Consider the following 14,037-nt stretch of genomic DNA (forward strand, 5'->3'; position numbering starts at 1 on the left):
GGCCGCCGTCTCTCCACGGGGAATTGGCGTTTCGTCACATTCCGGGAGTGGCGGCGGGTGCGGCGAACGCGGCGACGTCCGCCAGCGACGGGTGGTAGCCGTCGGTGGTGTCCACGCACAGCCGGGGCACCGGCAGTGACAGGGGCGCGAAGTCGTCCAGCAGGTTGCCCGGCCCCGGCGGGGCCTCCAGCAGGGCGCGGTCCGCGTGCGCGGACCGGCCCGCCTGCCCGGCCCGTGCCGCCAGGCGGGCCCGGACCCGTGCGCGGGCCAGCGCCGGATCCACCCGGCAGTGCACGATCCGCAGCTCGGTCAGGCCGGTCAGCGGTGCCAGTCCGGGGCGCCACAGCCGGTCCTGGAACGCCGCCTCCGCCACCGCGCTCACCCCCGCGCGCACCAGAACCCCCAGCGCGTCGAAGAACGCCGCCCGCACCACCTCGTCCGGGTTCGAGGCCGCGGTCCCGGCGTGCACCAGGCCCTCCTTCACCTCGTCGCGGCACAGCGCCGGGCAGCCGACGGCCCGCGCCAGCGCGTGCGCCAGCGTCGTCTTCCCGCTGCCCGGCCCACCGCTGACCACGATCAGCACCGCGTCCTCCACCTGCCGCCCGGACCCCGCCGAACCCTCGCCGAACCCTCGCCGAACCCCACCGTAGGCCCGCCGCGGGCAGGTCAGCCGGATGCGGGCCGCAGGCCGTCCAGGAGCAGACCGAGGGCGAACGCGAAGCGGTCGTGCCCGGTGCCGGAGACCAGCTCGGCGGCATGGCGCCGGGTGTGCGGGAACTGTTCGGCGGGCAGTGCGCCGAAGCGCTCCAGCAGCTCCTCGGGGCCGAGCACCCATTCCTGGTCCTCGTGCCGGCGCCGCTGCCGGACCATCGACTGCTCCAGGGCGTAGGCGCCGACGTAGAGGGACAGCGCGTCGCGGGCCCAGCCGGCCGTCCTCGGGTCGAGGCCGCCCGCCAGCAGGATCGCCAGGATCCCCTCGCCGACCCGCAGCGTCGCCAGGTTGGTCGGCACCACGGCCAGCGCGGCGCGCGAGACCCCGGGGTACGTCAGGTAGAGGTCGCGGATCTGGGTGTACACCCCGACCAGCTGCCCGCGCCAGGCGCCCGGGTCCGGCGCGGGGACCACGACCTCGGCGTAGAGCCGGCCGACCAGCAGGTCGTCGAGGTCGTCCTTGTTGACGATGTGCGCGTACAGCGAGGACGGGCCGGTGCCGAGCACGGCGGCGACCCGACGGACGGTCAGCGCGTCGTACCCCTCGGTGGCGACGACCTCCAGCGCGGCGTCGGTGATCCGTTCGACGGTGATCGGCCTCTTGCGCGCCGGCGCCGCGGGGGCTTGCTCCGCGGGCTGGGCGTGGCGGGCCGCGCGGCGTCGGCGGGGATCGTCGGACATGCCGACCACTGTAGCTTGACGCGATCTAAGTTCGTCAATTAGAACTTAGATCGTCCGAACGAACTAAGTTCGTCACGATGTCCGGGAGGCATGTGATGCGAGTTTCCGTCGTCGGAGCCGGCCTGGGGGGCCTGACCCTCGCGCAGGGTCTGCGCGGGGCCGGGATCGAGGCCGAGGTGTTCGAACGCGACCCCGGCATCGCCGCACGCTTCCAGGGCTACCGCCTCGTCCTGGACCCGACCGGCTTCCAGGCGCTGCGCGCCTGCCTGCCGACGCGCTGGCACGCGCTGCTGGACGAGATCGTCATGCCCGCCTCCGCCGAACAACTGGTCCTGGACCCCCAGCTGAACGAGATCGGCAGGCTCGGCGCGGGCCGCACCGGCATCGTGGTCGACCGGCAGGTGCTGCGCCACCTGCTGCTGACCGGCCTCACCGTGCACACCGACGCCGCGCTCACCGGCTACGACCTGGCGGCCGACGGCTGGGTCCGCGCCCGCTTCGCCCACCGCGACCCGGCCACCGCCGACCTGCTCGTCGGCGCGGACGGCATCACCTCCGCCGTCCGCGGGGTGCTGTCCCCGCAGACCGCCCCCACCGACACCGGCGTGCGCTTCGTCATCGGACGCACCCCGCTGACCGACGAGTTCACCGCCCTGTCCAAGGCCTACGGCTCGAAGATCACGGGCAACGGCGTCAGCCTGCTGCTCGGCGCGATGCGCTTCCGCACCCCGCCCAAGCAGGCCGCCGAGCAGCTGGCCCCCGACGTCACCCTGCCCGACATCGGCGACTACGTGCGCTGGGCCATGATCCTGCCGCCGACCACCGCACCGACCACCGCGCCTGACACCCCGTCGGAAGACCCGACCGCGCAGCACGCCGTGCTGTCCAGGACGGAGGGCTGGCACCCGCAGCTGCGCGCGCTCATCCGCCAGGCAGACCCGGACAACACCACACTGCTGTCCATCCGGGTGGTCGAACCCGGCGAACGCTGGGCACCCGGCCCCGTCACCCTGCTCGGCGACGCCGTCCACGCCACCTCCCCGACCGGCGGCAACGGCGCGAACACCGCCCTGCGCGACGCCGACCTGCTGCGCCGCCGCCTGACCGAGGCCGCCGAAGGCCGCCGGGACCTGCTCGACGCGGTCGCCGACTACGAGCGGCAGATGTTCGCGTACGGCGCCGAGGCCGTGCGCACCAGCCTGGAGAGGCTGCCCGCCTTCGCCCCCGACGCGAAGCTCCCCTGAGGCCGGTCCCGCTCGCGCGGACGTCAGGCCCGAGGCCGGTCCCGCTCGCGCGGACGTCAGGCCCGCGGCCCCAGGTGGGCGGAGCCGCAGCGCACTCCCCACGTGCCTTCGGGGGAGAGGACCTCGCCGGTCGCCCGGGTCACCGTCAGGACGCTCCTCATGCCGTCGAACAGGATCCGGTCGCCCGGCGCGAGGAACAGCGGGCTGCTCAGCGCGCAGTAGTAGCCGTCCGCCCTCCCGATGTCGTCGACCATCACGAACCGCGGGACCGGGGTCTCTCCATCCACAGCCAGGTGCATGCCCCGGATCGTGCCACAGGGGACGACGGACGCCGCGACCGGGGCACGGGACGTCAGGATCCGCCCACGGCGCGGTGCAGGCGCTCGGGGAGGGTGGGGTAGGGGCGGCAGTCCAGGACGGGCAGGTGGTGGGCGCGGGCCCGGGCGGCGAGCCAGTGCGAGTAGCGGGCGCTGACGGCCGCCCGGCGCTCCTGCGGGCCCGGGCCGGGTTCGCGCCGGGCGTAGTTGGCGCCGATCGCCGCCGGGTCGCCCTCGTGGAGGAACACCGCCCGCACCCGGCGGCCCGCTTCGGCGGCCTCGGCGCAGGCCCGGGCCGCGGCGGCCGGGGTGAGGTAGTCGCCCTCGACGACGGCCGGCACGTCCACGCTCAGACGGTTGCGCACCACGCCGAGCACGGCCTCCTCCAGGGCACGGGCGGTGGCGATCTGCCGGCGCAGCACCTCCTCGGCGCCCAGCGCCGCCTCCGGGTCCGGCCAGGCGTCGAAGAGGTGCAGGCCCGGGTGCTGCTCGGCGCTGGTGGCGGCGTGCAGGGCGGCGACGACGTCGTCGAACTCGACCACGAACGCGCCGAGTTCCCCGGCGATCCGGGCGGCCGCGCGGCTCTTGCCGACGCCGGAGGCCCCGCCGATCAGCAACACGTCCCAGGCCCTCGCGGTAGTTCGCACACGGGCACGCTACCGGCCCGCCCGCACCGGGCGGTAAGCGTTTTCGGGTGCCCCGGGGCTCTTCGGAGGTGAGGGGAGGCCGGTCGGGGCTCCCCGAGCCCGGCCCCCGGCGCCCGACAGCCGGACCAGGCCCGGTCCCGTCCGTCACCCGCGCCCACCCGGGCCCCCGGGCCGCCGCCGCGGCGCGGGTGACGGCCCACGGGCGGCACAGGAGCCGCGCGGGGTGCAGGGGCCGCGCGGGGTGGAGGAGCCGCGCGGGTCGGGTGCCTCAGACGCGATCGGGTTCGAAGTCGACAGCGGATTTCCCGTCCGGCCCGGCCGCGGCGGGCGGTCAGTCGTCGTCGGGCAGGGGGCGGCCCACCGCCCAGGGCAGGACGAACCAGAGCCCGGCGAAGATCAGCGCGACCACGCAGGCCATGGCCACGGCCACCGCCGTCCCCAGCACCACGTCCAGGACCAACAGCACCGCGCCGGTGAGCGCGCAGGCGAGCAGCAGCAGGCCCAGCTGGGCGATGTGGGCGGAGATCCGCACGATCCGCGCCTTGCCCGGGTGGTGGAACAGCCCGCGGTGCAGCGCCACCGGGGTGGCCAGCACGGCCGAGGCGATGACCGCCAGCAGCAGGGTGGTGACGTAGATGTCCTGCTGGGCGTCGGTCAGCTCGACGAAGCGCGGGGTGAAGGCGACCCCGAGCATGAACGCGAACACGATCTGCACACCGGTCTGCAGCACCCGCAGCTCCTGCATCAGCTCCACCAGCCGCCGGTCGGCCCGCACGGCCGGGCTCTCCTGCCCGGGCTGCGCCCCGGGGGAGGCCTGCGGCTCGGGGGAGGCCTGCGGCTCGGGCCGCGGGGCGGGGTCGGGCTGGGACGGCGGCGGGGTGCTGGTCATGCGTCACATTGTGGCGCCGGGGCCGGCGCCGTCGGCCCGCTGCCGGGGTGGGCACGAGGCCCGGCCCGCGGATGGCCCCGGCCTGCCGGCGGCCCGGCGCCCCGGCGGTGCCCCCGGGGCCGGACAGCCGGCGTTCCCGCGACTCACCGACAAGCAGGTTTGTCTTGACAAATTTTTTTGTCGGCTGGACCCTGGAGGGGTGCTGGACGTCGCCGTGATCGAAGAACCCGCCGCCGCCGAGGCCTCCCTGGACCCGATACGGTCCCGGATCCTCGCGGCCCTGGCCGAGCCCGGCTCGGCCGCCATGCTGGCCGGGCGCCTGGGACTGCCCCGGCAGAAGGTCAACTACCACCTGAAGGAACTGGAACGCCACGCCCTGGTCGAGCTGGTCGAGGAGCGGCGCAAGGGCAACGTCACCGAACGGGTGTACCGCGCCACCGCCGCCTCCTACGTGATCTCGCCCAGCGTCCTGGCTGCCGTCAGCCCCGACCCGGCCCGCTCGCCCGACCAGCTCTCCGCGCACTGGCTGCTGGCCCTGGGCTCGCGGCTGGTGCAGGAGGTCGGCGCCCTGCTGGGCGGCGCCTCCCGGGCCCGGCGGCGGGTCGCCACCTTCGGCATCGACGCCGAGGTGCGCTTCGCCTCCGCCGCCGACCGGGCCGCCTTCGCCGACGGACTCGCCCAGGCCGTGGCCGCCCTCGTCAGCCGCTACCACGACGAGTCCGCCCCGCAGGGCCGCACCCACCGGGTCGTCGTCGGGCTCCACCAGATCCCCGCGGCCCAGCCCGACAGCCCGTCGAACACCCGGCCCGACACCCCGCAGGACGGGGACGCCGCGCAGCAGGAGGACCAGCGATGACCCACCCGTTCGAGATCGAGCTGGAGACCACCCTGCCGGCGAGCCCGGAACAGGTCTGGGAGGCCATCGCCACCGGGCCCGGCATCGACTCCTGGTTCATGGGACGCAACGAGATCGACCCGCGCGAGGGCGGCACCGCCGTCATGGAGACCGGCGGCCACCGCGCGGAGGCGCTGATCATCGCCTACGAGCCCGGCAAGCGCCTGGCCACCCGCACCGCCACCGGCGACGACGGCCGCTTCATGGCCTTCGAGTACCTCGTCGAGGGCCGCGAGGGCGCCGCCACCGTGCTGCGCGTCGTCCACAGCGGCATGCTCGGCGACGACTGGCAGGACGAGTACGACGCGCTGCGCCGCGGCTGGCCCTTCCACCTGCACACGCTGCACGAGTACCTGGCGCACTTCCCCGGGCGCACCGCGCTGCCCGTCTTCGCCGTGGCGCCCACCCCCGGGCGGCCGGTGGAACAGGTGCGGGCGGCGCTGGCCGCGGCCCTGTCGCTGCCGCACCCGGCGGCCGTCGGCGCCCGGGTGCACGCCGAACCCGCCGGCCTGCCGGCACTGGACGGCGAGGTGGTCTGGGCGGACGACGAACGCTTCGGGGTCCGCACCGCCGACGGCCTCTACACCTTCCACCACGGCCCCGGCGTGGTGCTGATGTTCCACCACCTGTTCGCGCCGGACACCGGCCGGGCCGCCGAGGCCGCCTGGCAGCGCTGGCTGAACGACCTGCTCGGCTGACCGCGCGCCGAAACCCGCGCGCCGAAACCCGGGTGCCGAACCCGGGGCGCCGAAACCCACCCCCCACCACCCCGTACCGAGACGTCAAGGAACTCCGATGCGCACTCTGATCAGCACCGCCTTCATCTCCCTCGACGGCGTCGTTGAGGCCCCCGGTGGCGAGTCCGGCTACCGCAACGCCGGTTGGACCTTCAAGGACGTCGAGTTCGTCCCCGAGGCCTTCGAGATCAAGGGGCGGGAACAGGAGGAGGCCGCCGCGATGCTGCTGGGTCGGGTCAGCTACCAGGCCTTCAGCCCGGTGTGGCCGGACATGGCGGAGTTCGCCCGCTACCGGACGCTGCCGAAGTACGTCGTCTCCACCACCCTCACCGAGGACGACCTGGTCCCGAACTGGGGCGAGACCACGATCCTGCGCTCGGTCGAGGAGGTCGCGGCCCTGAAGGAGGGCGAGGGCGGCCCGATCATCGTCCACGGCAGCGCCGACCTCAACCACGCGCTGTCCGACGCCGGCCTGGTGGACCGCTACCACCTGCTCGTCTTCCCGCTGCTGCTCGGCGCCGGCAAGCGCCTGTTCAGCGCCACGGACAAGGACGCCCAGAAGCTGCGCCTGGTCGAGCACGCCGCCTACTCCAACGGCCTGCAGAAGCAGGTCTTCGACGTGGTCCGCTGAGCGCACCGCCGTCGCCGCCGGGCCGCCGGCAGCACCGTCACCGGGGGGAGTCGAAGCCCGCTCACCCTCCCGGGAAGCCTCCGGGGGAGGCCTGCGCCTGGGCCGTCTACACCTGGGCCGGCTACGCCGGGGAGGCTTGCGCCGGGGTGGCCTGTGCCGGGGTGGCCGCGGCGAGGCGGGTGATCTCGGCGGCGACGGCCCGCGGGTCGGCGGCGACGGTGACGCGGGCGACGCCGTCCAGGCCCGGGTGGGAGCCGACGCGCACCGAGTGGCGGGCGTTGCGCAGCAGGTCGAGGTCGTTGACGTCGTTGCCGAAGGCGTCGTACTCGTCGATGCCCAGCGAGGCCAGCGCCTCCCACTTGGTGGTGGTGCCGGGCGCGAAGTCGACGATGGCCTCGTCGAGGTGGTGGTTGACGGTCATGCCGAGCGCGCGTCCGGCCTCGGCGAGGGCCGCGAGGTCGGTGGCGTCGACGACGAGGAACTTCACCACCTCGGGCAGTTCGGCGAGTTCGACCCGGCGCGCCAGGCCGCCCTGGTCGACGCGGGCGCGGATCGGGTGGTCGGCCGGCCCGGTGTAGGCGTAGTCCCAGGGGCCGTCGGCGAGGTAGCCCGCCCGGTGGCGCTCGGCCTCGGCGAGGGGGAGCGGGGGTGCGGGGGCGCTCACGGGCGGCGGCGGGACCGGTCGGACGGGCCGTCGGCGGCCGGGAACTCCGCGCGCAGCCGGGTGCGGGTGCGCATCAGGATCCGGCCCAGCACGTTCCTCCCCGTCCCGGTGCGACCGCGCCCCCAGTAGTGGTCGGTGCCGGTGTCCTCGACGATCTCCTCGTCGCCGGTGGACAGCAGGACGGCCCGGATGTCGTCGTGGGTGCGGAACTTGGCCTCCACGGCGCGGCGCATCACGTCGTCCTTGACCCGCTCCCAGTCCCGGCGCAGCGGCCGGGACGGGTCCCGGCCCAGCTCGGCGGCGCGCAGCGCGGTGCGGGCCCGGCGCACGAGCTCGGCGTGGCGGGTGCCCGCGAACTTCTGGGCCTGGAAGTAGTGTTCCGAGGTCGGCCACAGCTGCCCGTCGAGTTCCAGGCCGTGCGCGGAGAAGTTGGAGAAGCAGCCGTAGGGCACGTCGTCCGCGCCGTAGAAGAAGATCGTCACCCGGGCCTCGAGGGTCGGCGGCCGGCACAGGGCGGCCGGCAGTGGTCGGTGGTGGGGCGTGCGCAGGGTTCCAGGCACCGGGCCGCACGCGCAAGCGGTTTCGCCCCGCCCGGCGCCGCCCCGCCGGCCGCACCCCCGCGCCCGGGCCCGCGCCGAAAACCCGGTGACCGCGAGGCCCCGGCGTCCCTACACTCGCCACTCGGACGAGCCGCAGCCCGCCCCGGACAGAGCCCGGGGCCGCGGCGCGCCCCCGTGACCCGCAGACGAGCAACCGAGAGGGAGGACCGGCCGTGCCGAAGCCGTACGCCGCCGCCCCCTCTCCCGCGTCGCGGTACGAGGTGATCCTGGTGTCCCCGCTGTTCCGGTGCCCGCTGCGCGGCCGGCACCGGGGCACGCCCACGACCGTCTGACACCCGCGAGCTCACACCCGCGAGCCGGGGAACCCGAGCCGCCCGCCACCCGGCGGCCGCCGCAGGATCCCGGCGCCCCGCCCAAGGGGCGTCCCCGGCACCATGTCTGACGAGCCGTCGGCCCCATCGCGCGCCCACCCACCCCGCGGATCACCTCCGAAAGGCACCGGGCCATGCGCACCGACCTCACCACCACGACCGGCACCACCACGACCGGCACCACCACGACCACCACGGCCGGCACCGCCGCGGCCGTCGCCGCCATCGCCGCCGTCCGCAACCTCGGCATCCTCGCCCACGTCGACGCCGGCAAGACCACCGTCACCGAACGGATCCTCTACCTCGCCGGCCTCACCCACAAGCGCGGCGAGGTCCACGAGGGCACCACCGTCACCGACTGCGACCCGCAGGAACGCGACCGCGGCATCACCATCTTCTCCGCCGCCGTCACCTGCGCCTGGGCCGGCCACCGGATCAACCTCATCGACACCCCCGGCCACGTCGACTTCGCCGACGAGGTCGAGCGCTCCCTGCGCGTCCTGGACGGCGCGATCGCCGTCTTCGACGCCGTCGCCGGCGTCGAACCGCAGAGCGAGTCGGTCTGGCGCCAGGCCGAACGCCACGGCGTGCCCAGGATCGCCTTCGTCAACAAGCTCGACCGCGCCGGCGCCGACCTCGACACCGCCCTCGCCTCCATCCGCGAACGCCTGCACCCGACCCCACTGGCCGTCCAACTGCCCATCGGCACCGAGGACTCCTTCACCGGCGTCGTCGACCTCGTCCACCTGCGCGCCCACACCTGGAACGACGAGGGCGCCCTCACCACCGGCCCCGTCCCCGCCGACCTCGCCGACCGCGCCGCCCGGCGCCGCCGCACCCTGGAGGAGACGGTCGCCGAACTGCACCCCACCGCCCTCGAGGAGTACTGCACCCACGCCACCCTGACCCCCGACACCCTCACCACCGCCCTGCGCGACCTCACCCGCACCGGCGAGGCCGTCGTGGTGCTGTGCGGCTCCGCCTACCGCAACCGCGGCATCGAACCCCTCCTGGACGCCGTCACCGCCTACCTGCCCTCCCCCCTGGACGCCCCACCCGTCCACGCCGCCGACACCAGCGGCCAACAGCGCACCGCCGACCCCCGACAGCCCCTCACCGCCCTGGCGTTCAAGGTGAACGCCGCCCCCACCGGGCGCCTCACCTACCTGCGCCTGTACGCGGGCACCCTCCGCAAGGGAGACACCGTGCTCGACACCGCCACCGGACGCACCGAACGCATCGCCCGCATCCTGCGCATCACCGCCGACCTCGCCACCGAGACCGACCACGCCCTGGCCGGCGACATCGTCGCCGTGATCGGCCCCAAGGCCGCCCGCGTCGGCGCCACCCTGTGCGCACCCGCACACCCGATCCTCCTGGAAGCCCCCGTCAGCGCCGAACCCGTCGTCACCGTCGCCGTCGAGGCCCGCCGCACCACCGACACCGACAAACTCGCCACCGCCCTGGCCCGCCTCGCCGAGGAGGACCCCTCGCTGCGCCTGCGCACCGACCCCGAGACCGGCCAGCGCACCCTGTCCGGCCTGGGCGAACTGCACCTGGAGGTCGCCGTGGAGAAGGTCCGCCGCGACAGCGGCGTCGACGCCGTCGTCGGCCGCCCGCAGGTCGCCCTGCGCGAACGCCTCGTCGAGGGGGTGACGGGCTTCGTCTACCGGCACGCCAAACAGGACGGCGGCGCCGGCCAGTTCGCGCACCTCGTCCTCGACGTCCACCCCCTGCCCGACGACACCACCGAAGGAGACCTGGTGTTCACCTCCACCGTCACCGGTGGCCGCGTCCCGCGCGAGTACGTGCACGCCGTCGAGGCCGGCTGCCGCGACGCCCTCACCGAGGGCCCGCTCGGCGGCCACCCCGTCACCGGCGTCGCCGTCACCCTCACCGACGGGGCCACCCACCCCAAGGACTCCTCCGAGCTCGCCTTCCGCACCGCCGGCCGCCTCGCCCTGCGCGAAGCCCTGCGCACCGGCCGCCTCCAGCTGCTCGAACCCCTCGCCCAGGTGGACGTCACCCTCCCCGAGGACGCGCTCGGCACCGTCCTCGGCGACCTCGCCGCCCGCCGCGGCCACGTCCAGGCCACCGCCGCCGGCACCGGCAGCCACGCCGGCACCGGCACCGGCACCGGCGCGGCCACCGTCACCGCGCTCGTCCCGCTCGCCGAACTCTTCGGCTACGCGACCCGCCTGCGCAGCCGCACCCAGGGCCGGGCCACCTTCACCACCCGCCCCGCCGGCTACACCCCGGCCCCGGCGCCCACCGCCTGAGCCGCGAACGGCCCGCCCCCGCCCACCCGCGGGGGCGGGCCCCCGCCGCCCGCCACCGCACCGCCGGCCGTCCGCCCGCCGTCCGCCCGCCGTCCGCCGGTCGTCCCCGCTGCGCCGCGCCGCCGCCCGCTGCCCGTAGGCTGGGCGGGCCGTCACCGGAACAGACCGTCACCAAAACGGACGAACAGGGCGCAACCGCCGGAAGGGCGGCGCACCACGGCACGGGCGGCAGCACACGACGGAGCGCGACGGAAGCGGGCAGGGGCATGCAGTTCGACGACCAGGGCGACCTCGACACCTCCCAGGTGGACGACCGGCGCGGGATCCCGGGCGGCAAGGTCGCCATCGGCGGCGGGGCCGTGGGCCTGGTGGTGGCCCTGCTGGCCATCCTGCTGGGCGTCGACCCCAAGCTGCTGGGCCTGTCCTCCGGCGGCGGCTCCACCACCTCCGCCGGCACCCGCACCACCGGCGAGGTGCAGCAGGCCTGCAAGAGCGGCGCGGACGCCAACAAGCGCCAGGACTGCCGGATCGTGGCGGTGACCAACAGCCTGCAGGACTTCTGGCGCACCGAGCTGCCGCGGCGCACCAACGCGGCCTACCGCGGCGCCGAGACGGTGCTGTTCACCGACCGGGTCTCCACCGCCTGCGGCCCGGCGACCTCGGCCGTCGGCCCGTTCTACTGCCCCGCCGACCGCAGGGCCTACGTCGACCTCGGCTTCTTCGACGAGCTCTCCAGCCGCTTCGGCGCCAAGGGCGGCCCGTTCGCCGAGTCCTACGTCGTCGCCCACGAGTACGGCCACCACATCCAGAACCTGCTGGGCACCACGCAGAAGGTCGGCGGCGACCGCCAGGGCGCCGACAGCGCCTCGGTGAAGCTGGAGCTGCAGGCCGACTGCTACGCCGGGGTGTGGGCACACCACGCCACCACCACCCCGCAGCCCTCCACCGGGCGGCCGCTGATCGCCGCCCTCACCGACCAGGACATCGCCCAGGGCCTGGACGCGGCCGCGGCCGTCGGCGACGACCGGATCCAGCGGCAGGCCACCGGCCGGGTCGACCCGGAGAGCTGGACGCACGGCTCCTCCGACCAGCGCAAGGCCTGGTTCACCACCGGCTACCGCACCGGCGACCTCGCCCGGTGCGACACCTTCGCCGCCCGGTAGCCGCCCGCCCCCGCCCCGGAGCCGTGGCGGCCCCGGAACCGCCCCCGCCCCGGAGCCGGTGCGGCCCCGCACCCGCCGCAGCCGCACCGGCCCTCCGTAGCCGAAGCAGCGGCGCGGGGCGCGGCGGCGCGCCCCTGTCAGATGTCAGGGACCGCGGCCGCCCCCGCGTTCCTAGGCTGCTGGTCACCGGCCCGACCACCCGTCAGGGCCGCCCACCAGCCAAGGGAGAACCACCCATGCGCAGGATCACCCACGCCGCCCTCGCCCTCGCCCTGGCGACCGCGGCCCTGACCACGCTCGGCGCGACCGGCGCCGACGCCGCCGACGGCTCCTGGGCGGGCTGCCCGTACGGCGCGGTCTGCGTGTACCCGCAGAACCAGGACCCGGCCTCCAGCCCGAGCGAGGTGTACTGGAGCTACGGCGCCCACAACCTGAGCAACCAGTACGGCAACCACTGGGTGCTGAACAACCAGTCCGGCGGTGCCCACGCGCACCTGTGCAAGAGCTCCGGCGGCGGCAACTGCGTCTACGACATCGCCGCCCAGAACGGCGTCTGGTACGACCTGGGCCCGATCAACTCGATCACCCTCGACCGTCCCTGACGCCACGTCACCGACCGGGGGGTGCCCGCCGCACGGGGGAGCGGCGGGCACCCCCCGTTCCCGCTTGACGTGCCCCTGACCTGCTGCGGCGGGCTGATCGAACTCTTGAAGGGCGCCCCGCGGCGCCGGCTCCGCCGCCTCACCGTTTGGAGGTTCCTCCAGGTTTCAACCCCCGGCCCAGCGTTCACAAAGATAACGAGTAGAGGCATATTTCGGCCTGCATGGATTTACTTATTGACGCCATACCTGCGCTCAGGTTTAACTCCCCACACCCCGCCGCAGAGCCGCGGCGACGTCAGGGAGAGGCACCCCCACATGAACGCCACGATGCGTCGCGCCGTCATCGCCACCACCGGCATATCGCTGGCCCTGTCCATGGCCGCCTGCGGCAAGGCCGGCGGCGACAAGAAGGACAGCGCCTCCGCCGGAGACGGCAAGTCCATCGGCCTGCTGCTGCCCGAGAACGCCTCCTCCACCCGCTACGAGTCCTTCGACCGCCCCTTCATCGAGGCCAAGGTCAAGGCGCTGTGCGCGGACTGCAAGGTGCTCTACAGCAACGCAGAGGGCAGCGCCGCCAAGCAGAAGCAGCAGTTCGACACCCTCATCACCCAGGGTGTGAAGGTGATCGTCCTGGACGCCTTCGACGCCAAGTCCACCCAGTCCTGGGTGCAGGAGGCCGCCGCCAAGGGCGTCAAGGTCGTCGCCTACGACCGCCTGGCCACCGGCCCCGTCGCCTCCTACGTCTCCTTCGACAACGAGAAGGTCGGCGAGCTCCAGGGCCAGGGCCTGCTGGACGCGCTCGGCGCCAAGGCCGCCGACTCCGACATCGTCATGATCAACGGCGACGAGGCCGACCCCAACGCCGCCCAGTTCAAGTCCGGCGCGCACAAGGTCCTCGACGGCAAGGTCCGCAAGGTCGTCTACGAGCAGTCCGGCGAGTGGAAGCCCACCGTCGCCGGCCAGAAGATCGGCGCCGCGATCACCCAGTTCGGCAAGACCGGCTTCCAGGCCGTCTACTCCGCCAACGACGGCATGGCCGGCGCCATCATCACCCAGCTCAAGTCCGCCGGCATCAGCGTCCCCGTCGGCGGCCAGGACGCCGGCCTCGACGCCGTCCAGCGCATCGTCGCCGGCGACCAGGCCTACACCATCTACAAGGCCTACAAGCCGCTCGCCGAGAACGCCGCCGAGCTCGCCGTCGACCTCCTCCAGGGCAAGGACGTCAAGGCCGTCGCGTCCTCCACCATCGACAGCGCCACCGACAAGGGCATCCCCGCCAAGCTGCTCGAGCCCAAGGTCGTCACCAAGGCGAACATCAACGACACCGTCATCGCCGACGGCCTCTACAAGGCCGCCGACATCTGCACCGCCGACTTCGCCGCCGCCTGCACCGCCGCCGGCATCAAGTAACCCGGCACCAGGGCCCGTCCGGCACATCCCGCCGGACGCACCGCCCGCCACCACGCCCGCCCGCGCGACGCGGCCACGGCGCTCCCCCCCCCCGCGGGGGGCGCCCCCCCGCCCGGGCCCCCCCCCCCCCCCCCCCCCCCCCCCCCCCCCCCCCCCCCACCCCCCCCCGGCGGGCCCCCCCCCGGGCCCCCGGCGGGGGGGGGGGGGGCCCCCCAGTGGGGGCCCCCCCCGGGGCG

Annotated in this window: 15 protein-coding genes; 8 read left to right on the forward strand and 7 right to left on the reverse strand. The window is 74.9% G+C overall.

Features of this window, described 5'->3' with window-relative positions; genetic code table 11:
• Positions 1-34: 34 nt before the first annotated feature.
• Both ACIA8Q_RS30215 and ACIA8Q_RS30220 read right to left on the reverse strand, forming a co-directional pair.
• Positions 35-583: an AAA family ATPase gene (locus ACIA8Q_RS30215; RefSeq protein WP_360206857.1), complete on the reverse strand. Its 549-nt coding sequence runs from the start codon at positions 581-583 to the stop codon at positions 35-37.
• An 83-nt stretch (positions 584-666) separates the two neighbouring features.
• Positions 667-1,392, reverse strand: coding sequence for a TetR/AcrR family transcriptional regulator (locus ACIA8Q_RS30220; RefSeq protein ID WP_360206860.1), 726 nt, complete (start codon positions 1,390-1,392; stop codon positions 667-669).
• A 95-nt stretch (positions 1,393-1,487) separates the two neighbouring features.
• Here ACIA8Q_RS30220 and ACIA8Q_RS30225 point away from each other — a divergent pair, with 95 nt between their 5' ends.
• Complete coding sequence (locus tag ACIA8Q_RS30225) at positions 1,488-2,636, forward strand: FAD-dependent oxidoreductase (protein ID WP_396318003.1); 1,149 nt, start codon at positions 1,488-1,490, stop codon at positions 2,634-2,636.
• Between the two features lie 56 nt (positions 2,637-2,692).
• On the opposite strand, the gene ACIA8Q_RS30230 is transcribed toward ACIA8Q_RS30225, so the two are convergent.
• From ACIA8Q_RS30230 to ACIA8Q_RS30240, 3 genes are all read right to left on the reverse strand, one after another.
• Positions 2,693-2,935 (reverse strand): hypothetical protein, encoded by a 243-nt coding sequence (locus ACIA8Q_RS30230; RefSeq protein ID WP_396318004.1) that lies wholly within the window; start codon positions 2,933-2,935, stop codon positions 2,693-2,695.
• Positions 2,936-2,988: 53 nt separating this feature from the next.
• Positions 2,989-3,600 (reverse strand): AAA family ATPase, encoded by a 612-nt coding sequence (locus ACIA8Q_RS30235; protein ID WP_360206867.1) that lies wholly within the window; start codon positions 3,598-3,600, stop codon positions 2,989-2,991.
• A 331-nt stretch (positions 3,601-3,931) separates the two neighbouring features.
• Positions 3,932-4,489, reverse strand: a complete 558-nt coding sequence (locus ACIA8Q_RS30240; RefSeq protein WP_396318005.1) for a DUF6328 family protein — start codon at positions 4,487-4,489, stop codon at positions 3,932-3,934.
• Between the two features lie 199 nt (positions 4,490-4,688).
• Here ACIA8Q_RS30240 and ACIA8Q_RS30245 point away from each other — a divergent pair, with 199 nt between their 5' ends.
• The 3 genes from ACIA8Q_RS30245 (at position 4,689) to ACIA8Q_RS30255 (ending at position 6,752) form a co-directional block, all read left to right on the forward strand.
• Positions 4,689-5,345, forward strand: a complete 657-nt coding sequence (locus tag ACIA8Q_RS30245) for an ArsR/SmtB family transcription factor (RefSeq protein WP_387903594.1) — start codon at positions 4,689-4,691, stop codon at positions 5,343-5,345.
• Complete coding sequence (locus ACIA8Q_RS30250) at positions 5,342-6,082, forward strand: SRPBCC domain-containing protein (protein ID WP_396318006.1); 741 nt, start codon at positions 5,342-5,344, stop codon at positions 6,080-6,082. Before ACIA8Q_RS30245 ends, ACIA8Q_RS30250 begins: the two co-directional genes overlap by 4 nt.
• Positions 6,083-6,179: 97 nt before the next feature.
• Positions 6,180-6,752 (forward strand): dihydrofolate reductase family protein, encoded by a 573-nt coding sequence (locus ACIA8Q_RS30255; RefSeq protein WP_387903591.1) that lies wholly within the window; start codon positions 6,180-6,182, stop codon positions 6,750-6,752.
• Positions 6,753-6,873: 121 nt separating this feature from the next.
• Here ACIA8Q_RS30255 and ACIA8Q_RS30260 read toward each other — a convergent pair whose 3' ends face one another.
• Positions 6,874-7,416 carry a hypothetical protein gene (locus ACIA8Q_RS30260; protein WP_396318007.1) on the reverse strand — a complete coding sequence of 181 codons (543 nt, stop codon included), beginning with the start codon at positions 7,414-7,416 and terminating at the stop codon, positions 6,874-6,876.
• Positions 7,413-7,898, reverse strand: coding sequence for an NADAR family protein (locus ACIA8Q_RS30265; protein ID WP_360206885.1), 486 nt, complete (start codon positions 7,896-7,898; stop codon positions 7,413-7,415). Before ACIA8Q_RS30265 ends, ACIA8Q_RS30260 begins: the two co-directional genes overlap by 4 nt.
• Positions 7,899-8,481: 583 nt before the next feature.
• On the opposite strand from ACIA8Q_RS30265, the gene fusA reads away from it, so the two are divergent.
• From fusA to ACIA8Q_RS30285, 4 genes are all read left to right on the forward strand, one after another.
• Positions 8,482-10,626: an elongation factor G gene (gene fusA, locus ACIA8Q_RS30270; RefSeq protein WP_396318008.1), complete on the forward strand. Its 2,145-nt coding sequence runs from the start codon at positions 8,482-8,484 to the stop codon at positions 10,624-10,626.
• A gap of 266 nt (positions 10,627-10,892) precedes the next feature.
• Positions 10,893-11,789 (forward strand): neutral zinc metallopeptidase, encoded by an 897-nt coding sequence (locus tag ACIA8Q_RS30275; protein ID WP_360206892.1) that lies wholly within the window; start codon positions 10,893-10,895, stop codon positions 11,787-11,789.
• A 236-nt stretch (positions 11,790-12,025) separates the two neighbouring features.
• The gene (locus tag ACIA8Q_RS30280) at positions 12,026-12,391 is read left to right on the forward strand and encodes a hypothetical protein (protein ID WP_360206895.1); all 366 of its coding nucleotides are present in this window, start codon (positions 12,026-12,028) and stop codon (positions 12,389-12,391) included.
• 315 nt (positions 12,392-12,706) lie between these two features.
• Positions 12,707-13,801 (forward strand): substrate-binding domain-containing protein, encoded by a 1,095-nt coding sequence (locus tag ACIA8Q_RS30285; protein WP_360206898.1) that lies wholly within the window; start codon positions 12,707-12,709, stop codon positions 13,799-13,801.
• Positions 13,802-14,037 lie beyond the last annotated feature (236 nt).

The organism is Kitasatospora sp. NPDC051705, from assembly GCF_044453265.1.
Lineage (GTDB): Bacteria > Actinomycetota > Actinomycetes > Streptomycetales > Streptomycetaceae > Kitasatospora.